Below are 23,839 nucleotides of genomic sequence, written 5' to 3'. Positions count from 1 at the left end.
GTTTTTATCAGCTGGCTTGCCTAAAAAGTGTTAATAATCCTCATTAACAAGAATAAGGTACGAAATTATCGTACCTTATAGCAGTTGGTAATTCGACAATACGAACTTGTCTGTCTTCTTATATTACATTGTTTTAAAGCACCTCTTTTGGCATTATCCAGACCAACTCTTTCTACCCATCCGGATGCTCTTTTACTTCGTGCGGTACAATGCCAAACTCTACCAGAGCTTTTTTTCTTAACGGTTTTCTTTTTTATCTTTGTCAATTTAACAGATTTACGTATATCTTTGTTGAGATTGATCGTAAACTCTTTACTCTTATATCCTTTTTTTGATACCTTTAAACTATAACTTCCTTCTTTGAGTCTCATACCGGAACTATAGGTGTCTTTGATATATTTTATCTGTATTTTGGCATTGGACGGTGTGGGTAAGATGGTAAGTGTATGTCTGGGAATTGCTGCTTCAATTCTTCTTCTTTCTTCTTGCTCTACTCTGTATTGCTCCCATCTTTCTTGTTTACGTACTTTTTGTACCAATCCTTCTTCTGCCTGATTTGACATCAGTAATGCATCGCGATAATATTTACCGCTACTTCCGGCTTTTTCAAGATAAAGATTGATATATTTTAGAGATTTATCATAGTCTTTGGTTGCCAGAGCATTTTTTCCATATTGAAAGTAAAAATCATCAGGAAGTGCAATGTCCAGATCAATGATTTTTTGAAAATAATCATTGGCAGTTTGATAATTCTGTTTATCAATACTTGTTTTTGCACCTATTAAATATTTATCAGCCAATATTTCTTTAGGTAAAGCATGAAGCATGATAGGTAGTATCATTAAGAGAGTGATTAGTAGTGTTTTTTTAAGATTCGGCATTTCACATCCTTTCATTTAGTGAAAGGCTTGCATTAGACTTTAGTCTTAAAAGTGCCTCCCTGTACTGAATTTCACATAAATCATTTAGTGATTTGTTGCATTGCATTTTAACGCTTATACTTCTTGTCATATATATTCCTTTAAAAACCATCAAGTATAGTTTGGGTTGAAGAAGGCTCATGTAGCTTCTTTACAGTATTTGTTTGGGTAGATCCAAAGGTTCCGAGCATATCCAGTATTTCCATTGTCCCCAATGCTTCTTTGAAAATATTAGGAAGTTGTTTATGGTCTTTAACATGATGATATACTCCTCCGGATCTTGTTGCGATAGATTGTAGCTGTCTAGCGGCTTTAGAGTTTGAATTGACTTCCAGACCGATGGTCTGATGTCTAAAGATGATTCCTTTATTTCTTAGACTTGCCATGACAGAATTTATATTCCCACAGTTATCATCACCATCAGCCAACAAGATGATCATCTGGGTTTGTGAAGAACCGGATTTTGACTGATATAAGTAGTTGTTTGCAATTTTGAGTGCATTCCCAAGTGGTGTACCCCCACCAGAAGAGAGTGAATTGACAAAACTTGTGAGACTTTGCTCATTGGTCGTAAAGTCAATACGTTTTGATATAGGATTACCACACCCTCCGGAGAAGGCCAAGATAGAGACCTCTACACCTTTTTTCAGTGATGTCGCTATAGTTTCCAATGCAGCTTGTTTCGCTGATTTAAGTTTTGCCCCACTCATACTGCCTGAAACATCGATAAGAAGCAGTAAACTGGCATTTACAGTACCATTGTATGCATAGCTTGTATTTTGGATGTTTGCTTGATTGTTTGTGAGGGGTGTAAGATTAGAAGATTGTAGATTAGTGTTTGTATGTGTCGCTTGAGCAGGGGTATTAAAGGCATTCATCATATTGGTTGTATTTTCAGGATTTGTTTTTTGATCTATGTTCTGTTGAATTTGATCTTGTTGTGTTTGACTTTGTTGTTCTTTGGCATCTACTTTTTTTGTCTGTTGATCTTTTTTCTTTTTAGTGTTTTTTTCTTTTTTAGGTTTCAACGCACTATTGAGAGAGTAAAGATTTGAAAATGCAATATTTTCAATCTTGTTAAAAGAAAAAGAGGCTGCATGTTCCGGTGTCGATTTAAATATATTGATTGCTTCTTTTTTTGAATAATACGCATTCCCAGAATCACTTTTCAGCATATATTTGTCCCAGGATGGACTGCCCAGGGTATCAAAACTATAACCTGTTCCGGATTTCTTTAAAGCACCGCCTGAAAAACGAAAAGAAGCACGGTAATTGTGTGATTGGTGTAGATCGATAATAAATTTACTTTTATAATGCAGTGATACTTTTGCATAGGCTTCTTGTACTTTTGCAGGCATTGTGGTAATGAGTGTGGAAGCTGTTCTAAGATTGATGATGGGACTAAGCTCCCAATACACAGCATAGAGTTCAACTGGTTCTCCCATCATACTATACAGTTTGTATTTGACTTTGACTTTGTCTACACAGATAGACGAAATGTAAGGAGACTCTTTTTGTGTTAAGGTTTGACAACCAACATTACCAGAGGACTCTACTTCTCCTTTAAATGTTTTGGCTTGAAGCAAGGTAGAAAAAGAGAGTAATACTAGTATGAATTTAAATAGTTTCATTATGCTTAGCTACTTTGTATAGTGGTATATGTAAATTGTAATTATGAAAAAAATAGTATACTCAATCTTTACTGAATTTAGTAAAAATTATTATTGGATATGTAATAGATTTATATTGTGTATGAAGTTATTTTAAAACTTTAGTGACTTTCGATACAATAAATTATGGATATCACACAAAACATACAAAAAGCCAAACAATTATTAGAAGAAGCAGATGCTATTTTCATCACTGCCGGGGCAGGGATGGGAGTTGATAGTGGATTGCCTGATTTTAGAGGTGTGGAGGGGTTTTGGAATGCTTATCCCAAGGCTAAGGAGTTAGGGCTTCAGTTTGAGGAGATGGCAAATCCTGAGTGGTTTGAGTCTGACCCTCAGCTGGCTTGGGCTTTTTATGGACACAGGCTTCATCTTTACCGTGACACCGAGCCTCATGAGGGTTTCAAAAAGCTCTTAGAGCTGTCAAATACTAAAAAATATGGAGCATTTGTTTTTACTTCAAATGTCGATGGACAGTTTCAAAAGGCAGGTTTTTTAGATGAGAGGGTGATGGAGTGTCACGGCTCCATTCATAACTTGCAATGCATCGATAACTGTGAGGGGATGTTGTGGAGTTCGGATGATACTCTCATAGAGATAGAAGAGGGCTTCAGAGCTAAAGAACCACTACCAAGCTGTCCTTTCTGTGGTGCTATGGCAAGACCGAATATCTTGATGTTTGGGGACTTTGGCTGGGAGTATGCACGTACAAATGGTCAAAGAGAAAGACTTGTTACCTGGATGGATAAGATAGAAGAAGAGGGTGGAAAACTGGCTATTGTTGAAATAGGGGCAGGGACAACAGTACCAACAGTTAGGAATACTTCCGATCAAATAGCTAAAAGGTTTTCTATACCGGTTATACGTATTAATCCCAGAGAGAGTTTCGGAGCAGAGATAGAACTGCCTATGGGAGCTACTGAGGCTCTTTGTGATATTATTTAGTATGTTCTTGTTTTAAGGGGCTTGTATGCGTTGTTTTTCTTGTTCAAAACTAAGCTTTGGAATCATTTGTAAAACATGTGAAGAACAACTGTTTGTACCTACTGTAAGTACCCGAAAGGTAGGTACTCTTGATGTTATCAGCTTCTTCAAATACGCAACACTGGAGTCACTTCTTCTTAGTAAACATAAACCGGAAGGTTATCGTATCTACAAAGCATTAGCCAAGATGACAATGAAGCCGTTTATAGAAGAGTTTGTAGAATCTGATGACAGGGATGTGTATATAGTAGGTATAGATGAACATGTTAAAAGTGGTTATTCACATGTGGCACTTCTTACAAGTGCAATGAAAACTAACTGTTCCATACCGCAACACAGTGCACTGATGGCGAAAAATAGAGTAAATTATTCGGGTAAAACTCTGCAGTATCGTTTAGAACATCCAAGAGATTTTATCTATACCGGTAAAAGTGATATTGATGTTATACTCATAGATGATATCATCACAACAGGTATTACACTACAGGAAGCACAGAAGGTCTTGATGACACATGGTGTGAATGTACTTTTTGCTTTGACTTTGGCTGATGTAGAAGAGTAGGTTATAATATGGCAGAGGAGTATATAGTATGAACACATCTATCTACCATATCTCACTTTTAGACCTTCTATGGGTCATGATACCTGTTGTTATAGTCATAGTGATCTATATGAGATGGACGCAAGACAAAGCTACACTTTTTTATGCACTTTTCAGAATGCTCATACAGCTTATCCTTATAGGGTATGTGTTGACCTATATCTTTGCTTCTGATTCTCCTTATCTTGTCGTTTTGATACTCTCTGTGATGTTGATCGCTGCAAGTGTTATCTCTTTGCGTCCTCTTCATAAGCAGCAAAAGTCACTCTACCTCTACGCTTTTGTTTCCATTTTTCTTGGTGGGGTTTTTACGTTGATGATGGTGATCTTCGGTGTACTCGATCTAAACCCATGGTATGAGCCTAGATTTCTCATACCTTTGGCAGGAATGATATTTGCAAACTCGATGAATGCAGTGAGTCTTGCTGCTGAGCGGTTTGAGAGTGAGGTAGAAAGGAAAAGCAGTTATAGTGATGCAAGAGCTACTTCTTACAAAGCAGCACTCATCCCCATTGTCAATGCACTATTTGCTGTAGGGTTGGTATCGCTTCCCGGGATGATGACGGGGCAGATACTTTCGGGTGTTGATCCATTGATAGCAGTACGTTATCAGATGATGGTTATGTTGATGATACTGGGTTCAGCGGGTATTTCAGTAGCGATCTATTTGATGTTTTTAAAAAAATATATAGTTGAGAAAGGATAACAAAATGAAACTAGGTATAGTAATTTACTCACATGACCCTGAGACAGTATGGAATGCATTTCGCTTAGGGGTATTTTCTCTAAAAAAGAGTGATGAAGTCAAAGTTTTCTTGCTGGCAAAAGGGGTTGAATGTGAATCTTTGGATATTGAGAAGTTTAGTATCACCAAAGAGATGAGCTTATTTGTAGAGTCCGGAGGTGAGATATTGGCTTGCGGAACATGCCTCAAGATCAGACAATCCAAAGGTTCAGATATGTGCCCAATGTCTACGATGGAAGATCTGCACCAGATCATTAGTGAATCCGACAAGGTAGTGACATTTTAGAGGGTCTATATCTTCCCCTCTAAAAAGTGTGTAAATATCTCAGTCACCAGATCAATACGCTCTTCAAAACTCTTCTTAGAAGCTCTCTCGTGTACCGTATGATCTCCATCCCCGTAAGGACCCCATCCGTCTAAAGTAGCTACACCCTGGGATGAGATGATGTTGGCATCGCTGACCCCACCGCGTTTTTCTGTAGGGAGTTGGATGTTGCAAAGTGTGTTGATGTGGTCTATGAAAGTTTGTTGTTCAGCTGAGGGTTGCATGACATCTCTTTGGATGCCTCCTGAGAGTGTTGACTCTGTGCCGTCTACGTGTGTATGTGCCACTATCTCGTCTACTGCTTTAAGGACTCTGTCTCTTTCATCTGTATTAGTGTAACGTAACTCAAACGTTAGGTGAGCATGAGGTGAGATGGTATTGGCACCGATGCCTCCAGTGAGTTTTCCTACATTGACTGTAGTATGTTTCTCTAGATCTGTTAAAGCAACGAGCTGAGTGAGTTTATGGGCAGCTTCGAGGTTGGCATCAGCTCCTTTGTCGTAGTTGTTACCTGCGTGTGCGGCAATACCTTCTATATCTATGAAGAAAGTACCGACACCTTTTCGTCCTGTAACTACTTCATCATGCACACCTGCAGCCTCAAAGACCATACAGTAGTCATACTCTTTTGCCAGTTTAGCTGAGAGATGTTTACTGTCATCACTTCCAGTCTCTTCATCACTGACAAGAAGAAAGTCAATATTGTGTATCTCTCCATATTTCTGATAAGCATTTCTAAGTGCCTGAAGGGCTACGTAGTTACCGCCTTTCATATCACAGACACCCGGACCGTAGATCCACTCTTCATCTTCGGTGAATTTTTCAAAGGCATCAGGTGGGAACACAGTATCTAAATGTCCCAGTAAAAGTAGTTTTTTACCCTCTCTCTGTGAAGAGGTAAGGTGTAGATGGTCTCCTATCTCTTCTCTTGGGTAACGTGTAAGCTTATAATCCAAAGCTTCCATCCAATATGCAAATATTTCACCATTTTTGTCAACACCCTCTTTATTTTTGGTCCAGGAGTTGATCTCTATGATCTGTTTTAGTTCTTCGAAGTTCTGTTTACTCATTTTTTCTCTCTAAATACCTATAGGTATGGTTTATTTTTACTATTACCTCTGAAGATATTTTAGTAAAATATAGTAAAATAATAGATTAATATTATCAAAATGGGGGAGAGGGTATGGAAAGAATAATTGGTATGTGGCTCTACAGTAATGGTGGTGGAGATAAGATTCAAAAGAAGATTGTAAAAAAGCTTAAAAATAGAGGTATTGAAACGATTACTGACATTAATCTACGTAATGCAGTGGCGAAGAATGGACATATCATTCATAATCATGATAAAGTAAAAGTCGATGAACTTGACCTCTTCTTCTCTTATAATGCTGGAGAGCAGACACAGTACCAAATGTTTCTCTATCAGGCGCTCAATCGCATTATGCCGATGATCAATTCTTATGAGTCTTTTGCTTTGACTGAAGATAAGTTTCAGACTTCATTTCTTCTTCAACAACATGGTATAGCTACGCCAGAGTTTAAACTCTGTCATAGAGATGATAGTAATCATCTTAAGTCTATCATGAAAAAATGGAACAAGATGGTCTATAAGCCAACAGATGGCTGGGGTGGAGTAGGTCTTACCAAGATAGAGAGTGAAGCGACACTTGATACACTTTTACCATTCCTTAACCAGATGGACTTACGTTTCTTCTATGTTGAAAAGTTTGTGAAGTATGATAATACGGATTTCCGTGTAGATATTGTTGATGGTGAGTTTGTAGGATGTTATGGACGTAAAGCAAGTAAAACAGACTGGCGTACCAATGTTACAAGTGGAGGTTCAGTCTTTTTACGTGACCCAGATGATGAAGTGATCGCTATAGCAAAAAAAGCTGCGAAGGTTTGTGGTACAGACATTGCAGGTGTAGATATCATCTATGATCTGGAGAGAGAAGAGTATGTGGTACTTGAGGTAAATGGTATTCCTGCTTTTGCAACACCGGAGCAAGAGAAAATGGGATTGGACTTTAACAAGAAAAAGATCGACTTGATCGTAGATATGATCGATCGAAAAACAAAAAAATAAGAAAACAAGGAAACAAGGAAAAAAATGGCAAAGAAAAAGAACAAAGAAAAACTACCAAAACTAGGAATGCTCTATCTTGATTATGTATTGAGATTTTTTGACAAGTCAAACTTCAGAGGTTGGCCAGATAAGATAGAGACAGTAACGTACCACTGGAAAAATGACAAAGATCGTTTTGTAAGAGAAGTAAAGCGTAAGAAGATCGATATCCTTATCGGTAATATCCCTGCAACAGCATATGAGACATTTAGAGAGATCGCGAGAGAACTTCCAAACGTACAGTTCATCCCTTCACTGGATACACAGTTCTCTAACAAGTCTAAAGAGAATGTAACACGTTTTGCATGGAAGTATGATATACCTATCCCAAAAACATATATTTTTTATGATAAAAGCAAAGCAGAATCTTTCATCAATAAAACTAAGTTTCCAAAGATCGTTAAAAAGAGTTACGGTCCTTCAAACTATGGTGGGTACTTTGTACATAAAGTAGACTCTAAACAAGAAGCACATAATCTCATTGCACAAAAGAAATACCATCCTGTCTATATGCAGGATTTTGTACCTATGGAAGCAGATGTCAGAGTAATGCTTATAGGTCATAAGCCTGTATGTGCATTCTGGAGAAGAGCTCCAGAGGGTGAGTGGTTGACCAACACTTCTCAGGGTGGAAGCATGGACTATATGAATGTTCCTAAAGAGCTGCTAGATCTTGCAGTACAAGTTTCTAAAGCAGCAAATGCTGAGTACTGGGCATGTGATGTGGCTGTAGGAGCAGATGGTAAGTACCGTATATTGGAGTGTGCTACAGCATTTGCTGCTTTCCCATACATCAGAGACTGGATAGGTCAGTACCTTATGTGGAAATTCTCTGATGGTAGATTTGCTAAGCCAAATATTCCTCTTTTCAACTGGGAAGAGCTTGGTAAGATGGATCCATCAGTGCTTAGAACACTTCGTTATATTACATTTGGTAAATATACACCTTCTTATGATGGAGCATATTTCCTTGATAAAAAGGTAAGAGAAACTGAAGAGGGTGAAATGTACCTTCACGAGATGGATTCACTTTACCCAATGCTTCCCACGGAAGATAGAACAAAAGAAGAGTGGCCAAGTGAAAAATGGAATTTCCAGGATAATTATGGAAAAACTATAAGAAAAGTACATGCTCAAAGTAATCCGCATACACCTCTTGATGAAGGTGATGAGAGTTCAGACGATAATGAACAAGAAGATATAATCGTGTTAACAGAAAAAAAGGTAAAAAAACTTTTAACTTCTGTTGAGGGTATAGGAAAGAAAAAAGCTGAACAAATTATGGACAAATTTGATACGACAGAGATCGTACATGCTTTAGAAACTGCACCAGATAAAATTGTAGAAGAAGTTTCATGGTTTAAGAAAAAATTCCTCACTAAACTTATGAAAGAGTGGGAAGAGTTTAAAAGTAAATTGAAATAGAAATAGACTTCTCGTTCCTGCGGCTTCCGTGGGAATGTATACATTTCCTTTGATCAGGGCACATATTTGAGTTTAATAAGTGAAACTTTATTAAGTTGAAATATGTATTCAAAGGGATTTCTTTCGAGACTAAATATAAATAAATTTAAAGTGAATAATAAAATATGAAAAAACAATATATGTCTTATCAAGAGAGTTTAGACTTTCTTTATATGATGGAAAAAGCCCATCCTGATCTTATAGAGATCATTAAGATAGGTACAACCTATGAAGAACGTGATATCGTCCTTGCAAAAATATCTAAAAATGTAGAAACAGCGGATGAAAAACCGGCTATGCTTTATACCGGATCTGTACATGCACGTGAGTGGATCGGGCATGAGTTGGCGTTAAAATTTATAGACTATGTGGCTAAAAACCAGGATGTAGACCCTGAACTTGAAAAGTCTTTGACTGAGTCAACGATCTATATGGTGCCATGTCTTAATCCTGATGGATATGAGTATTCACGTAAGCACTTTTCTTTTTGGCGTAAGAACAGACGTAAAAACCATGATGGTACCATCGGTGTGGACCTTAACCGAAACTTCTCTATAGGGTTTGTAAAGCAGAAAGACACCTCTTCAAATGTATATGGTGGAGAAGAGCCTTTTTCAGAAGCAGAGACAAGAGCTATCAAAGATTTTGTTGATGCGCATGACAATATCACCATTGCATTTGATTATCACTCACAAGGAAATGTTTTCTTCCCTGCACATAAGTTTATGCATGAAGCAGAGGTTGACGGTACAGATATGAATGTCCTTTGTGCCAATATGAATGATGAGTTTGCCAAGGTTACAGGTAGAAAGTATGGTATCCATAGAGGAAAACCGCCTGCGGGACTTATAAGCGGGTCTGGGAGAGAGTATTACTACAACAAAGGTATTATTGCTGTTGTTGTAGAGGTAGGAACAAAAAATATTCCTGACTATATGAAAAGTATGAGTGGAAGTATCAATGAAAACATACCTGCACTTAAAATGGCATTTGGTGAAGTGATAAACTACTCTTCTTATGCACCTCGCAGAGTGGATGAGTTTACTATAGAGCGTAGGGATGCTACTTCTGTAAAACTGGTATGGAAGTATGAAAAAAGAGATGATATCTTTTTTGAGATCTACAGAAGTACAAAAGATAAAGATGCCTGTAATGAGCGTACCAAGATAGGTATCGCAGGAGATAACTATTTTGAAAATACGGATCTTGCCAGTTCTACGAACTATCATTATACCATCAGAGCGGTCAATAAAAATACAGGATACAAGTCTCCGTTTGCTCCTATCGTAAAAGTGCGTACAGGGCTTGAAGATGATGAATTCTTCAAACTTATCTTTGCAAATAAAAGTGGAACAGGTTATGTAGGAGAGTATACACAAGAGCAGAACAGATCACATTTTGGTCTGAACTCTCTTTTTGTAGGTATTAACAAATCAAAGGGTATCTGTAATGCGGTGATGAGTTTTGATTTTGACTCTATTCCTAAAAATGCCATTATTAAGTCTGCAAGATTTTACCTCTATCCTATGAATCGTGTAGGTGCAAAGATAGAGAAGTTTGGACAGTGGAACCTCTCTTTGCTTGAGGCAAACAGTTTTGCGGAAGTTACAGATTTTGATGAGATAGAAAATGCCAGATCTAAAGGTGGCATAGGTAAAGCGATCAAATCAAGCCAATTGACTCAAGGTATTTGGAATTCTTGGACATTCTCACGTCAAGAGTGTGAACTGCTTCAAGAAGAGATCGCAAATGGATCTGCTGTGTTCCGTGTAGATGGGCCTAAAACACTTCCAGATGGAGAAGACAGTCAAATGATGCAGTTTGACATTGGTTATGGTCAATATGGTGGAGGTATCCATTATAGACCGATATTAGATATTAAATATACAGTAGAAAATGAGAAGATCAAACTTCCTGCATCTACACTCTCAACGATTTCCAGAGACAGTGTAGAAGAGGGGCTTAAGAGTGGATTTGATAAAGAGGGGCATCGAGTCTATGGATACCTAAATTTTGATCTTTCGCAGCTTCCTGATCCTGAAAATACAATGATCACACAGTGTGCGTTACGCATACGAAACAATAACAGTTTCAAGAAAAAATCTGATGTGCGCTATTATGTTGAACTGGTAGAGGTGGATGAAATAGGAACATATGAAGATGTCAAAAACCGTGAGAAGATAGAGTATATCGGTTACGAAGTGGCAGAGTCTGACCTTAGTACAAAAGAGTGTCAATACTTCAAGTTTGATACACTCTCTAAAATTGCTTTGGATGAGATGCACCAAGAGGGAAAAACACTTAAACTTGTCATAAAACCTACTTCTTCTTTAGGTATGAAAAACAGAATCGTCGAGTGGAACTCAGATACTGAGTTAGTGGTTAAGTACATTGAGAAACGCCGTACACCCGTAGCAGGAGTTGAGAATCTTAAGATATCTAAAGAAAATAAGATGATCAAACTTTCCTGGGATAAAGTAGAAGATGAAGCTCTCAACGGCTATTACATTGTAAGAAACAGCTTTCATCCGCCAAGACACTTTATGGATGGCGTAAAGATCTATGGTGGTAAAGATAGCTATACTTACGATAACTTTGCTTCATTTGATAAAGAGAAATATTATGCGGTATTCTCTTATGATGATGTACCAAACTTTTCATCTCCTGCGATTGTGAAATATAATCCTTTGGAGAAGTATTAACATTTAAGCTGTGGTGCGCGAACCGCACAGCGGTGAAGCGTCACTACGAGCGGTTTGTTATGTGCTACCCCTAGTATATTCATTACCACCGAATGAACTTGCCATTTTAGGGTTAAAGCGGACGGAGGGATTAAATATTGACCAGTGAATAGTTTGCTTAATAAATAATCACTCCGTCCCCTTCTTACTGGTTTTTCTGCCCCATAGGTTATGTAATAGTAGAGCAATAATCGAACCAATAATGGCATAGGCAATATCTTTTTGTGCGTCCCAGATGTCCCCCTGGGTGATGGCCTCTGAACAGACCTCGTCCGGTTGTTGGCAAAACACCACCATGGTGATCCACTCTAGGATTTCATACCAAGCACCGACACTAGTGATGAATAAAAACGCAATCAGGTAGCTTAATTTTTTGGAAATACCCTGATGGTAAAATATTTCAAAAAACGGCACGAACACCATCAGACCAAACAGAAAATGGATTACCTGGTCGTAGTAGTTTCGTTCCCAACCGAACCAGTCTGAATACCAGATGAAATAAGTCATGCCGCAGTAGGTCATGTGTGCGCCAAATAGATGCAAAATGACAAATGCTGTCAGACTGAGGTAGGTCCAGTTGTTAAAGCTATAAAGTCTGTCGAGCCAAAGCACCACGGGGAATACCGTGACGACTAGAATGTTTTCCAGTGCCCATATACCAGGATCAACCGGGTTGATGGCCAGCGTAATCCAGAATATAAAAAATATGACCACCAAGGTTTTTTTGAACATAACTATTTATTCCTTCCCACAATATACCGTATTTGCCAGATTTTTAATAGATACATTTCTTCGTTCCCACGTTGTACGTGGGAATGCATACAAGAGTATAAACTTTTATGACAATATGACATATTTTTAACCTTTAATAATCCTATAGACTATAATACAAGAAAAAAGATAAAATTATGGGAAGAAGTAGATACAAAATATATGAACCAACACACCCACATTTCATTACTTGTACAGTAGTAAAAATTTCTCACTTACAGATTAATAAGACTAATTAACTCCTATTTAAAACCCAAGATGCTATACTAAGACAAATTTAACACTTAAAGTGATGATATGGCACAAGAAAAACCTTCATTAGAGACATTGTTAGGCACTTCAGAGGGTAAGAGATTCCTTTTTCTTGGACGTGAAGGTATTTTTACCAAAGAAGAAACTGCACGTTTCCTCAAAAAATATAACATCACTATGACCACAAACTATGAAGAGGGTGTTGTGGGTGTTGTGGAGCATCATCAGCTCAATCCTGTAGAAGAAAATATCTCTAACATGGTCTATGATGCTAAAGTACCTCTTTATAAACTTATAGACTTTGAGAAGATACTCTCTGAAGGTATCAATGATGATGAACTTCTTATGGTCATCAAACTTTCTAACGATCAAGAGCGTATCTTTAGGCTTTTAGGCAATCAATATATAGCAGATGAACTGTTTGTCAAGCTTTTAAGTATGTATGAATGGCATGAAGATGAAGATGATCATACGGGTGACCGTGATGTGATCACCTATGTGTTACGACGGTATATTGACATTAAACCTAATGAAGAAGACTTACTCTATAGTTATTTGACTTTGCGACGTCTTGCTACAGAAGCCAGTGACCCTAAAATGCTTATGGTACTAATAGGATTTCCAAACTTTAGTTTTTTAGTACGAGGAAAAGGGAGTGTGACACTCAGAGAAACTATCGCTAGAAACAAGTATGTAGACAAAGAAGTGATAACGAAACTTATAAGCCTTAGAGATGTGAAAGTAGATGCATCTTTAGCAGGTAACTTGACTGTGCCTTTAAACATCTTAGAAAGCTTTGCAAAAAAAGACTCTTTGATTATAGATAAATCTCTAGCAAGCAATAGAAATATTAATGATGATATATTTGCAACACTTTTAGAAAAAGACGAAGCTGTATTGGCATTGTTATTTTGGTGGCAGCCTCTTAACGAAAAGCGTCTGACTCTCATAGAAGGATACAACTTTGGGCATGAACTCTTCGCCACCATCGGAGCCAACGAGAACTTAAGTGAAGAAGTGGTGAATAGTTTGATACAAAAAGATGATGCAATGCTTTTGTGTAATCTTAGCTCTAATGCTACAGTCTCATCGAAGTCATTGGAGACTTTGTACAAACGTCAGGTACTGGAAACCTATACAGCGTTGGCAAGCAATCCAAATCTCTCTGTAGAGATACTTCAGTCACTCTATGATACATTTACAAAAGAGCTAGAGATGATGAGTGCACTTGCTTCAAATTCTGCGACACCAGAACCTATCTTGTGTGAACTTTTTGAACGTGATGAACTTGAGATCAATAAAGGCTTAGCTTCAAATGAGACTACTCCTTTAGAGTTACTTGATATACTGAAGATAGACACACGTGTACAAAATGCATTGACAAAAAATAAAGTCTTTATAGAACACCACCAAAATTCCAGGAATATAATATGAAAGCATCTAATATAACGAAAGTGGTTAATAAACTTATTGTGAAGAAGTTACCTGTATTTATATGGGGTGCACCTGGGATAGGGAAGTCTTCTATCGTGAAGCAGATAGCCGCATCACAAGAGTTAGAGTTTCTTGATCTACGTCTTTCACTTCTTGACCCTACAGATTTAAAGGGTATCCCATTTTTCAATGCAGAGACCAAAGAGGGTGTATGGGCAAAGCCAAGCTTTTTACCCTCAAAGCCTGACTCAAAAGGTATTTTATTTCTTGATGAGATAAACACTGCACCTCCAGCAGTACAGGCTTCAGCGTATCAACTGATTCTTGATAGAAAAGTAGGGGAGTATGAACTTCCAAAAGGATGGAGTATCATAGCTGCAGGGAATCGTGAAAATGACCGTGGAGTGGTTTACAAAATGCCGCCACCTCTTGCAAACCGTTTTGTACACTTTGAAATGGAAGTAGACTTTAATGACTGGAAAGCATGGGCATATTCTGTAAAAATAGAGAGTGCTATCATCGCGTATTTGGCTTACGATAAGTCCATGCTTTTTACTTTTGATGCCTCTTCGAATGAAAAAAGTTTTGCTACACCAAGATCATGGGAATACGTTGATAGTATTATTAAATCAGGTATAGAAGCAGGTTTGATATTAGATAGTATTAGTGGTGCTGTAGGGAGAGAGGCGGCAATAGGATACTTGAGTTTCAAAAAGGTTATGAAAGATCTTCCTGATCTTAATACCATACTTGATGGCTCACTTACCGAGTTGGAAGAGGAAGATTCGAAAGTCATGATGGCACTTGCTATAGGACTTGTGAATGCACTTTTGGAAAATTCAAGTGAGGCAGCCATAGACAATGTCTTGAAATTTTCACTACAACTCCCAGGAGAGTTTTCGATCATGTTGGTAAAAGATATGCAGCAAAACGGGATAGACGTTGAAGGGTCTGACTCCTGGGGTGAATGGGTTAGAGAGTTTGCTTATTTATTGAGTTAAAGTCGGTCTATTTCTGAACTTAACTTGATTTAGATTTTTATCAACTTTAAAAATAAAGTTTCCCCACTCTAACATATCATCTGCACTATTGAGGTCTGTTAGATTTTGTATAAATGTTTCTTCATCTTTCTCTTTGTATTTGAAACTACCAAAAATCGTATTTGTATCTAGATCATGTGACTCTACAATGTCGTAAGCAGAGGCTGGAAGGATAGCAGGAATCCAGCCTCCTTGTATAGCCTTATTGTTTTTCACTTCTTCTAGGCTCTCATACTTACTTATTTGCATATCTTCAAAATTTTGATTGATTAGAAGAAAGATGAGTATAGTAAAAAGAGCTACAGCGATAAGTATTTTTTTCATAATGTTGACCTTGTGTAATACGTTAAAAATTAGATAGTAGTATACTAAATTGTAGATGAGACTAAAGTTTTATCTACAAAATAAGCAAATAAGATTATATGAGCCCCAGCAAAGCCACAAGTAAAACAGGTGGTGTGATCACAAGTCCTACTTTCATATATTCTCCCCATCCTATCTTTACACTTTTTTGAGCAAGTACATGAAGCCACAGTAGGGTAGCCAGTGAGCCGATAGGGGTCATTTTTGGTCCAAGGTTGCTTCCTAATATGTTTGCATAAACAAGTGCTTCATTTCCTACATACCCCACTTTGTCGATGGCTATATCCATGATCATGATCGTTGGCATGTTGTTCATCACAGCAGAGATGATACCAGATAAAAAACCTGTTCCAATAATGGCTACGACCTCTCCCTGATGACTAAGTGTTTCGATCCAGGAAGCAATAACATCTGTTAATCCTGCATTTTTAAGACCATACACAACAACATAGAGACCAATACTGAACCATACCACTTGCCAAGGGGCAGACCTGATGGTTCTCATAGGTTTAACCGCTTTAAAGTAGTTAGCGATGGCAAGGAAGATCAATGCTCCACCAAGTGCAAATAGAGAGATAGGCAGGTTATAATGATCACCTATGAAGTACCCACCCATCAATAGTGCCAAAAAGAACCAGGAAAATTTGAACATCGTTTGGTTTTTTATGACAGAGGATGCTTTGGGAAGTGTTGTGACATCTACTTTAAGTGGAATATCTTTACGGAAATATATCCATAATATAGCTATGGATGCGATAATACTCAGTAAATTTGGTAAGAACATATTTTTGGCATACTCCATAAAACCTATGTCAAAGTACCCTGCAGTCACAATGTTGGTAAGGTTTGAGATAACAAGAGGATTTGATGCACTGTCACCTATGAATCCACCAGCCATTAAGAATGCAAAGATCGCAAGAGGTTTCATTTTCAGGTATTTCATCTTTGCCAATAAAATAGGAGTTAAAATAAGTGCTGCACCGTCGTTTGCGAAGAATGCAGCAACCAAAGCACCAAGAAGTAGTATATAAACAAACATTTTGTTACCACTGCCACCACTCATTTTTGCCATCTTAATAGCAGCCCATTCAAAGAAACCTATCTCATCAAGAACCATAGAAAGGATGATGATCCCTATAAATGCCAGTGTTGCATCCCAAACGATGTCTATAACGGTTATAACATCCTGGAAGCTTACCACACCAATGAGCAGGGCAACGATAGCACCTATGACAGTTGTTGTTCCTATCTGCAAGCCTTTTGGCTGCCAAATGACAAAGACGAGGGTAATGAGGAAGAGGGAAGAGGCTAAAAACATTATTTGTTGAGTACCTTTGATCTAGCCAGAGCAGCTTCTATCTCTTCTTTACTCACATCACCGGATAGATTTAGATTAACTTCTCCATCTTTACCTGAGACTTCCATGTTGTTTATCTTTTTTTTGGTCTCATCTGTCATACATTCGCATGAACCTGTTTTACAGTTCTCTACCATTTTAATGATATTTTGTTTCTCTACTGTACCGGTAAATGAGATTTTAACACCTTCATTTGTTTTAAATACATTTTTGTTCATCTTAGTTCCTTTTCAACTATAGGTAATAATTCATTTCTAATTAATTTTAATGTCTCTTCAAATGCTGCATATTCTTTTCCATCAGGATCTTTAAAACCTACATGAATGGTCTTCACTGGTTTTGGAAACATAGGGCAAGTCTCTTGAGCATGACCACAGACTGTAACGACAAGATCATAATCATTGTCTATTACAGTATCAAGTGTTTTAGAGTGATAACTGTCTCTCCAGAGCCCCTCAGCCTCCAAGACTTTTTTAGCATTAGGATTAACCTTCCCAGAAGCTTTTACGCCTGAGCTTTCAGCGCTTATGCCTTCAAGCTCAGCATTGATAAGTGCTTCAGCAATGATAGAACGGCAGCTGTTTCCTGTACAGAGTATTAGTACTTTCTTACGATTGGGCATTTAGTACCTTACTGTACTGAACTTTAGTTCTTGTATGCATAATTTAACTCCGATGTACGTTTATGTGCGCATTGTAGCATATATTTATAAATACATCAAGATATCTTGATGTATAAAAGTTTTATTTGTATTTTTTGTTATTAAATTCATGGTACAATAGAAGTATTACATTAAAAAGGAACTAATAATGAGTAAGTCAAACATGAAACATCTAGAAACGATAAAAGACTCTATAAAAAACTCAAATACACTCTCTGAAGAAGAAAAGAGTGCCAGTTTTAAAAAGATAGAAGAGTGGATAGCAGACGATAGGGCAATGGATACATGGGCAAAAGATCTGGAACTTATCTCTGAGAAGATAAAGCCTATATTGGCCGAATTAGGTTTAATGTAGAAGGAGTATGTTATGGATATTATAGAAAAAGAGTTAGATAGTAGAAAATCAGAAATTAAAAAACAGGTTGAACTTCTTTTTAGAGCCAATATGACTATCACTGACTGGGATGTACCTGAAGCGGATGATAATAAAGCAGCCAAAATACTCATAAGTATCATCAAAGAAGCAGTAGCTGATATCGAAAAAGATATAGAAGCAGGGAAGTATGATTACTAGGGGGCTTTAATGCCTAAGTATTATATCTTACATCCTTGTTTAAAGTCAGGGATATCCATCTCAAGATAGCTTATCTCTTTGAGTATATTTTGTCTAAAAACATCCAATGGTGAGCGTACAGAATAGTATGCCCAACGTCCTTTTCTTTCTACTTTTAAAAATCCTGCATCTTTAAGGATCTTGAGATGACGTGAGATACGGGATTGTATCATCTCAAAGGCTGCTTCTATATCACAGACACATACAGCCCCATTTTCATCTATAAAACGCAATATTTTAAGTCTGGTTTCATCGTTGAGTGCACCAATGGTTTGCAAAAATGTATTCATATAAAAGTTTCCATGTGTGTAGTGTAGCGTAAATTAGAGTATGTATCAAAATATATTGATGAATAGATATTAGAGTCTCATATCTGAACCCATAGTAACACTACCATGGATACCGGTTTGGCTGTCTGCAAGTACTTCAGAAGCAGCTATGCCATCATCTGAAATAATAACTCCACCTACACCTACACCGATATTAGGTGTGCAGCTTGTTAAAACCAGTATCACAAAAAGAGATAAACTAATCGTTTTCATTATACTTATTTCCCTCTATAAAAAAGTAAAAAAGCTCCCAAAGAAGCAGCAGATATAAGTATGATGGAAGCACCTGAAGTAAGGTTATAGGTATAAGAGAACCAGAGTCCAACGAGTGTAAACAGTGTGGCAATGAGCCCGGAGAGGAACATCATGCTAAAGAGACTGTGAGAAAGTTTTTCAGCGATATATACGGGGATGGTCAGCATGGCTATGACCAAGATGAGCCCTACAACTTTGATAGATACAACCACAGTTAAAGCTGCAAGTATAAGGATGAGGGTATAGAAAAACCGTACATGAACCCCTCTAAGTGCTGCATATTCACTGTCATAGGAGACTGCGAGGATGTCTCTGTACCAAAAGGTCATAACAAAGAGTATGACTGCCAGTAGTACGCCCATAAAGTAGAGGTCTTCCGTGCTTACTGCAAGTATAGAACCAAAGAGATAAGACATCATATCGACATTATAACCCGGTGTCATATCAATAAATATGACACCTATGGCCATCCCCACAGCCCAAATGAGTCCGATGAAAGTATCGATGCGGTGACGTTTGCGTAGTGTAAGTGAGGAGATGAGCAGGGCAGCACCTACAGCAAATAGGGATGCACCCAAAAAGATAGGAAGTCCAAAGAAAACAGCAAGACCAATGCCTCCGTATGAAGCATGGGCGATACCCCCGGCAAGGAATACCATACGATTGACCACGATGAGTGAACCAATGATACCTGCGGCAAAACTTACCAGAATGCCGGCTATAAGTGCATGTTGTATAAATTCAAAGGAGAGAGCCTCTATCATTTCGTTTCTCTCCATTTGGTATCTTCTTGATGCTCATCATGATCACAAGTGTTACAACTTTCAGAACCTAACATTTGCAAGAGTTCAACTTCACAGAAGTGTTCTCCCTGATTATGGGTATGGAATGTCTCTTTCTTGTTAGAGATATCATGATAAGAGAGTCTTTTGTTGATATGTGCAGCCTTAGTGGCATACTCAAGGATCACAGAGATATCATGACTTACCACAACGATAGTGATACTTTGATTGAGTAGTCTTAAAAGCTCATAGATCTCTTTTTGTCCTTTGATGTCTATACTTGAAGTAGGTTCGTCAAGTATGAGTATCTTAGGGTGGGCACAAAGGGCTCTGGCTATCATTACTCTTTGTCTTTGTCCTCCAGAGAGAGAGCCTATCTTACTTTGTGAATGCTCTTGCATCCCTACTTGTGCAAGGGCGCCCATGGCACAAGCTATCTCATCTTTACCGTAACCAAATAGTGGATTTTTAGCACCTACATGCCCCATAAGCACCACTTCAATGACTTTGATGGGAAAGTCTGTATTGACATTGGTATTTTGAGGGACGTAGCCGATGTGAGAGGGGTTTTTAGAGGCTGCTTTACCTAAGATCTGGATGCTACCTTTTTTAGGTTTAATCATGCCCAGTATGAGCTTAAGCAGAGTAGATTTACCTCCACCGTTGGGTCCTATGATGGCTAAAAAGTCTTTCTCCTCAACAGTAAGATCGATATCTTCTAAAATAAGATCTTTTTCATAAGCGAAGGAGAGATTTTCTATATCAATTACAGACATATTACTTTCCTGCGATTGCATTTGCAACGCTGATAAGGTTCTCTGACCAGTCAGGTGCAAGCGGAGAGACCTTGATCACTTTGATGTGCAACTCATTTGCCATGACCTTTGCGATGCTGTCTGAAAACTCCGGTTGCGTAAAGATGGCAGAGATCTTCTCTTCTTTTGCTTCTTTTATGAGGTGGATAAGCTCTTTAGGTTTAGGGCTCTTCCCTTCTAGCTCAACAGGAAGTTGTTTCAGTCCGTATGCTTGTGCAAAGTATCCCCATGAAGGGTGAAAGACCATAAACTTTGTCCCTTTGGGTTTGTTTGAGAGTATACTTTTTATCTTACGGTCAGTCTCTGCTATGAGAGAGATGAATTTGTCATAGTTTTGTTTATAATAATTTTCATTGGCAGGGTCTGCTTTGGTAAGTGCTTCATAAATGTTCTCTGCGATGATCTTGACATTGTCTGGTGATGTCCAGATATGTGGGTCATTGCCTTCATGTTTTTTGTGATCATCGTGTTCTGTATGTGCCTGCATCTTTAACATGTGAATGTTATGTGTGAGGTCAATGACTTGCATCGTGTTATTAAGGTTCTTGAATTTAGACAACCATACATTCTCAAACTCCACACCTATGGCAAAGTAAAGCGCTGCTTTGGCTACATCCTTCATCTGTGAAGGTTTAGGTTCATAAGTGTGAGGTGAGTTGCCGGGGAGTACCATAAGAGATACATTGACCTTGTCGCCACCGATGGCTTTCACAAATGTCTGTTCTGGCAAGATGCTGACTACAGCATTGATATTAGAAAATATATAGGTTGTTGATAGTAAGAAGATTAGAGTGATTTTTTTCATAAATGGATTATAGCGAAATAGTGTTGTGGGAGGAATTAGTTAAATGTATTACGGTTAAGTTCTTAAGCTAGTTTAGCTATAACCTATTCAAAAGTCTAAAACAACAATGGAGCAAACAGCATGTTATCAAATGAAATAACAAAAGAAAATATAGAAACCATGGTAATGAACTTTTACAGAAGGGTGTTAAAAGATGATATCGTAGGTCCATTTTTCATCGCTAAACTGGGAGATGATATGACAAATGAGTACTGGGAACCTCATTTGGAACTTTTGGTGAACTTTTGGGCTTCCATTGCACTGGGTGATACTTCTTACAGGGGTAATCCTTTTGCTCCGCATATGTACTTGGGTGAATTGAGCCGTGAAGTATTTGAACAGTGGTTAAAACTCTTTTTTGCAACACTTGATGAACTCTATGAACCTAGGGTAGCAGATCAGTTTAAAGAGAGAAGTACCATCATTGCTGGAAACTTTATGCGTAACTTGGGATTATCCTAAAATATATATTTAGGATTTAAAAAAGTCATAAAACCTTTTCATCTCCTTCTCCGCATCCTCTATATTAATCTCCCTAAACCGAACCATAGACCCAATAGGTAACTGTGCCAGCTTAAAACAGTCACTAGGCAAAACAGACCCTATCTTTGGGTATCCACCGATCGTTTGTCTCTCTTTGAGCAATATGATCGGCTGTCCATCCTGGGGGATCTGTACGGCTCCAAATGTGATGCCTTCAGAGATGATATCTCCTTTTGAAGGTATCATCGCTTTGCCTTTTAGTTTGTAGCCCATTCTACTGATTTGTGGAGTGAGCTCGTAGTCTGTGTTGAAAAACTTCTCTTTTTGTTCATCTGAAAAAAAGTCGTGTTGGTAGCTTAAAAGTATGTTCAGAGTAAGATGTTTTGGATACTTCGGAATGAACTTTTCCGGTACGTGTCTGGTCTCTTTGGTCTGAGTAGGTACAAAGGCTAAAAAGTCCCCCTTGATTAGCTTCTGACCGATACCCTCTTTGATCGTTGCAGCGTAACTGCCATGTACTTTTTCAACTTTGAAGCCACCTTTGACAGCCAAGTAGGCTCTGAGCCCCTCTGACTGTTGATTAAAGCTGATGATATCACCTTCATTGATGTAGTGTGTCTGCCAAATGGGTTGTTGTTTGTTATTGATCCTAAAGTCCAAATTGGCACCGCAGACAGCAAGAGTGGTGCCGGCAGTTGCCCTTAGTTTCAGACCGCCTAGGAGTATCTCCAGGGCATTGCCTTCATGCTTGTCCAGCAATTTTTGGCTCCAGCGATAAGCGTACTCGTCCATGGCTCCTGAGTTTGTGATGCCTAAGTGAGTATAGCCCTGTCTTCCCAAATCCTGAATCGTGGTAAGCAACCCACCTGCAAGTACTTCGAATCCTATCATATCTGCTCAAACCTCACTCGATCACCTATCTCAAATGAAGAGAAGTCATTAAAGTCAGTATGCCCTATGATGTTCCATCCTCCTGCAGAGTCTTGCGGGTATATGGCAGTTTGGGTGTCTGCTATGGCAACACTTCCCTTGGGGACCTTGTCTCTGGGAGTGCTGAGTCTTGGCATAGCGATGGTATCGTCAACTTTAGCAAGATAAGCAAAACCCACCATAAATCCGATGGCATAGACACGGTAGGTGGTTTGTGTATGTTTGTCTATGACCTCTTCGGTAGAAATGTTATTTATCTCTGCGACTCTTTCCAAGTCTATACCTTTACTGTAGTCTACAGGGATCTCTATAAGTTTATGGCTTTTTTCTGCTGTGATCTCTCGATACTCTGAGACTTGTTTTAAAACAGCCTCCTTGATAGAAAGATGGTTGTAGTGGTTTATGTCGTATTGGATGAGGATAGAGTTGTATGAAGGGGTAAGGTCGATGATATACTTTAAGGTCTTGAGTGCAAGGTAAGCATGTTGGACCTGGTCGAGTACCTCTTCGCAGATAATTTCTTTGAAATACAAAATGGCTGAATCTACTGAGACAGTTTCAGCCACATATGCTTCATTTTGCATTCTTCAACTCATGCAGGGCTTTAATAAGCTGCAGCGCCTGTTCATTATCTCCATGTACACAAAGTGTATCGGCTTGCAGTTTTAGCTCCTTGTCATTGATGGTTTTGATGATCCCTTTGTCGTAGAGCAGCTTGGTTCTCTCTATGACCTCCTGGTTAGAGCTAAGCACTGCATTTGGCTCTGAACGAGGCACTAAAGAACCTTCATCTGTGTAGGCTCTGTCCGCAAAGACTTCATAAAGCAGGGTGATGCCGTACTTTCCGGCTATTTTGGCAAATTTCTCATTCTCTCCATTTGAAAGGATCATCAACTTGATGCTGTCATCATATTTGGAGATGGCTTTACAGATGGCTTTGAAAACTTCTGTATCTTTCATCATTGTATTGTACAAGGCACCATGGGGTTTGAGGTAGGTTACTTTTTCCCCATACGTTTTGCACAGAGCATCCAGTGCGCCACACTGGTAGATGATGAATGAGACGATCTCCTCCACGCTGCATTTCATCTCCCTCCGACCAAACCCCGTCAGATCGGGGTAAGAGGGGTGTGCACCTATTTCTACACAGTTCTCTTTTGCACTCTTGATACTCTGATGCATAGTAACAGGATCTGAAGCGTGGAAACCGCAAGCAAGATTTGCCATATCGATATAGGGCATGATCTCTTCATCCATTCCCATTTTGTAGATACCGAAGCTCTCGCCCATGTCGCAGTTTAGTTTGATGTTTGCTTTTTTCATAGGGTTATT

28 protein-coding genes are annotated in these 23,839 nt (G+C 38.4%); 12 read left to right on the top strand and 16 right to left on the bottom strand.

Features of this window, described 5'->3' with window-relative positions:
- Nucleotides 1-65 precede the first annotated feature (65 nt).
- Together ACLHDG_RS09350 and ACLHDG_RS09345 are read right to left on the bottom strand one after the other, a co-directional pair.
- Nucleotides 66-881, bottom strand: coding sequence for a PEGA domain-containing protein (locus ACLHDG_RS09350; protein ID WP_415405961.1), 816 nt, complete (start codon nt 879-881; stop codon nt 66-68).
- Between the two features lie 140 nt (nt 882-1,021).
- Nucleotides 1,022-2,551: a vWA domain-containing protein gene (locus ACLHDG_RS09345; protein ID WP_415405960.1), complete on the bottom strand. Its 1,530-nt coding sequence runs from the start codon at nt 2,549-2,551 to the stop codon at nt 1,022-1,024.
- A gap of 165 nt (nt 2,552-2,716) precedes the next feature.
- Here ACLHDG_RS09345 and ACLHDG_RS09340 point away from each other — a divergent pair, with 165 nt between their 5' ends.
- The 4 genes from ACLHDG_RS09340 to ACLHDG_RS09325 are packed head-to-tail and all read left to right on the top strand — an operon-like array spanning nt 2,717 to nt 5,206.
- Nucleotides 2,717-3,535, top strand: coding sequence for an SIR2 family NAD-dependent protein deacylase (locus ACLHDG_RS09340; RefSeq protein WP_415405959.1), 819 nt, complete (start codon nt 2,717-2,719; stop codon nt 3,533-3,535).
- Nucleotides 3,536-3,560: 25 nt separating this feature from the next.
- Entirely contained in the window at nt 3,561-4,136 is a 576-nt protein-coding gene (locus tag ACLHDG_RS09335) for a ComF family protein (RefSeq protein WP_415405958.1), read from the top strand.
- Between the two features lie 28 nt (nt 4,137-4,164).
- A complete protein-coding gene (locus ACLHDG_RS09330) occupies nt 4,165-4,881 on the top strand; it encodes an ABC transporter permease (RefSeq protein WP_415405957.1) in 717 nt (238 codons plus the stop codon).
- 4 nt (nt 4,882-4,885) lie between these two features.
- The gene (locus ACLHDG_RS09325; protein WP_415405956.1) at nt 4,886-5,206 is read left to right on the top strand and encodes a DsrE family protein; all 321 of its coding nucleotides are present in this window, start codon (nt 4,886-4,888) and stop codon (nt 5,204-5,206) included.
- Between the two features lie 5 nt (nt 5,207-5,211).
- Here ACLHDG_RS09325 and ACLHDG_RS09320 read toward each other — a convergent pair whose 3' ends face one another.
- The gene (locus ACLHDG_RS09320) at nt 5,212-6,315 is read right to left on the bottom strand and encodes a M20 family metallopeptidase (RefSeq protein WP_415405955.1); all 1,104 of its coding nucleotides are present in this window, start codon (nt 6,313-6,315) and stop codon (nt 5,212-5,214) included.
- A gap of 113 nt (nt 6,316-6,428) precedes the next feature.
- Here ACLHDG_RS09320 and ACLHDG_RS09315 point away from each other — a divergent pair, with 113 nt between their 5' ends.
- From ACLHDG_RS09315 to ACLHDG_RS09305, 3 genes are all read left to right on the top strand, one after another.
- Complete coding sequence (locus tag ACLHDG_RS09315) at nt 6,429-7,334, top strand: ATP-grasp domain-containing protein (RefSeq protein WP_415405954.1); 906 nt, start codon at nt 6,429-6,431, stop codon at nt 7,332-7,334.
- Between the two features lie 24 nt (nt 7,335-7,358).
- A complete protein-coding gene (locus ACLHDG_RS09310; RefSeq protein ID WP_415405953.1) occupies nt 7,359-8,798 on the top strand; it encodes a hypothetical protein in 1,440 nt (479 codons plus the stop codon).
- 164 nt (nt 8,799-8,962) lie between these two features.
- On the top strand, nt 8,963-11,539 hold the full coding sequence (locus ACLHDG_RS09305; RefSeq protein WP_415405952.1) for a M14 family zinc carboxypeptidase: 2,577 nt from the start codon (nt 8,963-8,965) through the stop codon (nt 11,537-11,539).
- A 168-nt stretch (nt 11,540-11,707) separates the two neighbouring features.
- Here the strand turns inward: ACLHDG_RS09305 and ACLHDG_RS09300 are convergent, their stop codons facing one another.
- The gene (locus ACLHDG_RS09300) at nt 11,708-12,310 is read right to left on the bottom strand and encodes a DUF2238 domain-containing protein (protein WP_415405951.1); all 603 of its coding nucleotides are present in this window, start codon (nt 12,308-12,310) and stop codon (nt 11,708-11,710) included.
- A 336-nt stretch (nt 12,311-12,646) separates the two neighbouring features.
- Between ACLHDG_RS09300 and ACLHDG_RS09295 the strand changes: the two genes are divergently transcribed.
- Together ACLHDG_RS09295 and ACLHDG_RS09290 are read left to right on the top strand one after the other, a co-directional pair.
- Entirely contained in the window at nt 12,647-14,035 is a 1,389-nt protein-coding gene (locus ACLHDG_RS09295) for a hypothetical protein (RefSeq protein ID WP_415405950.1), read from the top strand.
- Nucleotides 14,032-15,036 (top strand): AAA family ATPase, encoded by a 1,005-nt coding sequence (locus ACLHDG_RS09290; RefSeq protein WP_415405949.1) that lies wholly within the window; start codon nt 14,032-14,034, stop codon nt 15,034-15,036. The genes ACLHDG_RS09295 and ACLHDG_RS09290 overlap by 4 nt, the downstream gene beginning before the upstream one ends.
- On the opposite strand, the gene ACLHDG_RS09285 is transcribed toward ACLHDG_RS09290, so the two are convergent.
- The 4 genes from ACLHDG_RS09285 to ACLHDG_RS09270 all read right to left on the bottom strand — a co-directional run bounded on the left by ACLHDG_RS09285 (nt 15,025) and on the right by ACLHDG_RS09270 (nt 17,417).
- On the bottom strand, nt 15,025-15,399 hold the full coding sequence (locus ACLHDG_RS09285; RefSeq protein ID WP_415405948.1) for a hypothetical protein: 375 nt from the start codon (nt 15,397-15,399) through the stop codon (nt 15,025-15,027). The genes ACLHDG_RS09290 and ACLHDG_RS09285 overlap by 12 nt on opposite strands.
- A 94-nt stretch (nt 15,400-15,493) precedes the next feature.
- Nucleotides 15,494-16,756: an arsenic transporter gene (locus tag ACLHDG_RS09280; RefSeq protein WP_415405947.1), complete on the bottom strand. Its 1,263-nt coding sequence runs from the start codon at nt 16,754-16,756 to the stop codon at nt 15,494-15,496.
- Nucleotides 16,756-17,013 carry a hypothetical protein gene (locus tag ACLHDG_RS09275; protein ID WP_415405946.1) on the bottom strand — a complete coding sequence of 86 codons (258 nt, stop codon included), beginning with the start codon at nt 17,011-17,013 and terminating at the stop codon, nt 16,756-16,758. Before ACLHDG_RS09275 ends, ACLHDG_RS09280 begins: the two co-directional genes overlap by 1 nt.
- Nucleotides 17,010-17,417 carry an arsenate reductase ArsC gene (locus ACLHDG_RS09270; protein WP_415405945.1) on the bottom strand — a complete coding sequence of 136 codons (408 nt, stop codon included), beginning with the start codon at nt 17,415-17,417 and terminating at the stop codon, nt 17,010-17,012. Before ACLHDG_RS09270 ends, ACLHDG_RS09275 begins: the two co-directional genes overlap by 4 nt.
- Nucleotides 17,418-17,604: 187 nt before the next feature.
- Here ACLHDG_RS09270 and ACLHDG_RS09265 point away from each other — a divergent pair, with 187 nt between their 5' ends.
- Together ACLHDG_RS09265 and ACLHDG_RS09260 are read left to right on the top strand one after the other, a co-directional pair.
- A complete protein-coding gene (locus ACLHDG_RS09265) occupies nt 17,605-17,811 on the top strand; it encodes a hypothetical protein (RefSeq protein WP_415405944.1) in 207 nt (68 codons plus the stop codon).
- Between the two features lie 12 nt (nt 17,812-17,823).
- Nucleotides 17,824-18,030, top strand: coding sequence for a hypothetical protein (locus ACLHDG_RS09260; protein ID WP_415405943.1), 207 nt, complete (start codon nt 17,824-17,826; stop codon nt 18,028-18,030).
- Nucleotides 18,031-18,050: 20 nt separating this feature from the next.
- Here ACLHDG_RS09260 and ACLHDG_RS09255 read toward each other — a convergent pair whose 3' ends face one another.
- From ACLHDG_RS09255 to ACLHDG_RS09235, 5 genes are all read right to left on the bottom strand, one after another.
- Nucleotides 18,051-18,359 (bottom strand): ArsR/SmtB family transcription factor, encoded by a 309-nt coding sequence (locus tag ACLHDG_RS09255; RefSeq protein ID WP_415405942.1) that lies wholly within the window; start codon nt 18,357-18,359, stop codon nt 18,051-18,053.
- Nucleotides 18,360-18,428: 69 nt separating this feature from the next.
- Nucleotides 18,429-18,611, bottom strand: coding sequence for a hypothetical protein (locus ACLHDG_RS09250; protein ID WP_415405941.1), 183 nt, complete (start codon nt 18,609-18,611; stop codon nt 18,429-18,431).
- 5 nt (nt 18,612-18,616) lie between these two features.
- Nucleotides 18,617-19,417, bottom strand: coding sequence for a metal ABC transporter permease (locus ACLHDG_RS09245; protein ID WP_415408338.1), 801 nt, complete (start codon nt 19,415-19,417; stop codon nt 18,617-18,619).
- On the bottom strand, nt 19,414-20,211 hold the full coding sequence (locus ACLHDG_RS09240) for a metal ABC transporter ATP-binding protein (protein ID WP_415405940.1): 798 nt from the start codon (nt 20,209-20,211) through the stop codon (nt 19,414-19,416). Before ACLHDG_RS09240 ends, ACLHDG_RS09245 begins: the two co-directional genes overlap by 4 nt.
- A gap of 1 nt (nt 20,212) precedes the next feature.
- A complete protein-coding gene (locus ACLHDG_RS09235; RefSeq protein ID WP_415405939.1) occupies nt 20,213-21,055 on the bottom strand; it encodes a metal ABC transporter solute-binding protein, Zn/Mn family in 843 nt (280 codons plus the stop codon).
- A 120-nt stretch (nt 21,056-21,175) separates the two neighbouring features.
- Here ACLHDG_RS09235 and ACLHDG_RS09230 point away from each other — a divergent pair, with 120 nt between their 5' ends.
- Complete coding sequence (locus ACLHDG_RS09230) at nt 21,176-21,556, top strand: group III truncated hemoglobin (RefSeq protein ID WP_415405938.1); 381 nt, start codon at nt 21,176-21,178, stop codon at nt 21,554-21,556.
- A gap of 9 nt (nt 21,557-21,565) precedes the next feature.
- Here the strand turns inward: ACLHDG_RS09230 and ACLHDG_RS09225 are convergent, their stop codons facing one another.
- From ACLHDG_RS09225 to ACLHDG_RS09215, 3 genes are read right to left on the bottom strand one after another with little or no spacing between them, the layout of a single operon-like run.
- Nucleotides 21,566-22,468 carry a biotin-dependent carboxyltransferase family protein gene (locus ACLHDG_RS09225; protein WP_415405937.1) on the bottom strand — a complete coding sequence of 301 codons (903 nt, stop codon included), beginning with the start codon at nt 22,466-22,468 and terminating at the stop codon, nt 21,566-21,568.
- Nucleotides 22,465-23,091: a 5-oxoprolinase subunit B family protein gene (locus ACLHDG_RS09220; RefSeq protein WP_415405936.1), complete on the bottom strand. Its 627-nt coding sequence runs from the start codon at nt 23,089-23,091 to the stop codon at nt 22,465-22,467. The genes ACLHDG_RS09225 and ACLHDG_RS09220 overlap by 4 nt, the downstream gene beginning before the upstream one ends.
- Nucleotides 23,081-23,830 carry a 5-oxoprolinase subunit PxpA gene (locus ACLHDG_RS09215; protein ID WP_415405935.1) on the bottom strand — a complete coding sequence of 250 codons (750 nt, stop codon included), beginning with the start codon at nt 23,828-23,830 and terminating at the stop codon, nt 23,081-23,083. The genes ACLHDG_RS09220 and ACLHDG_RS09215 overlap by 11 nt, the downstream gene beginning before the upstream one ends.
- Nucleotides 23,831-23,839: the final 9 nt, after the last annotated feature.

The organism is Sulfurovum iocasae (genome assembly GCF_047716765.1).
Lineage (GTDB): Bacteria > Campylobacterota > Campylobacteria > Campylobacterales > Sulfurovaceae > Sulfurovum.
The sequence above is the reverse complement of the archived record's forward strand: the minus strand, read 5'-3'. Positions and strand labels throughout refer to the sequence as shown.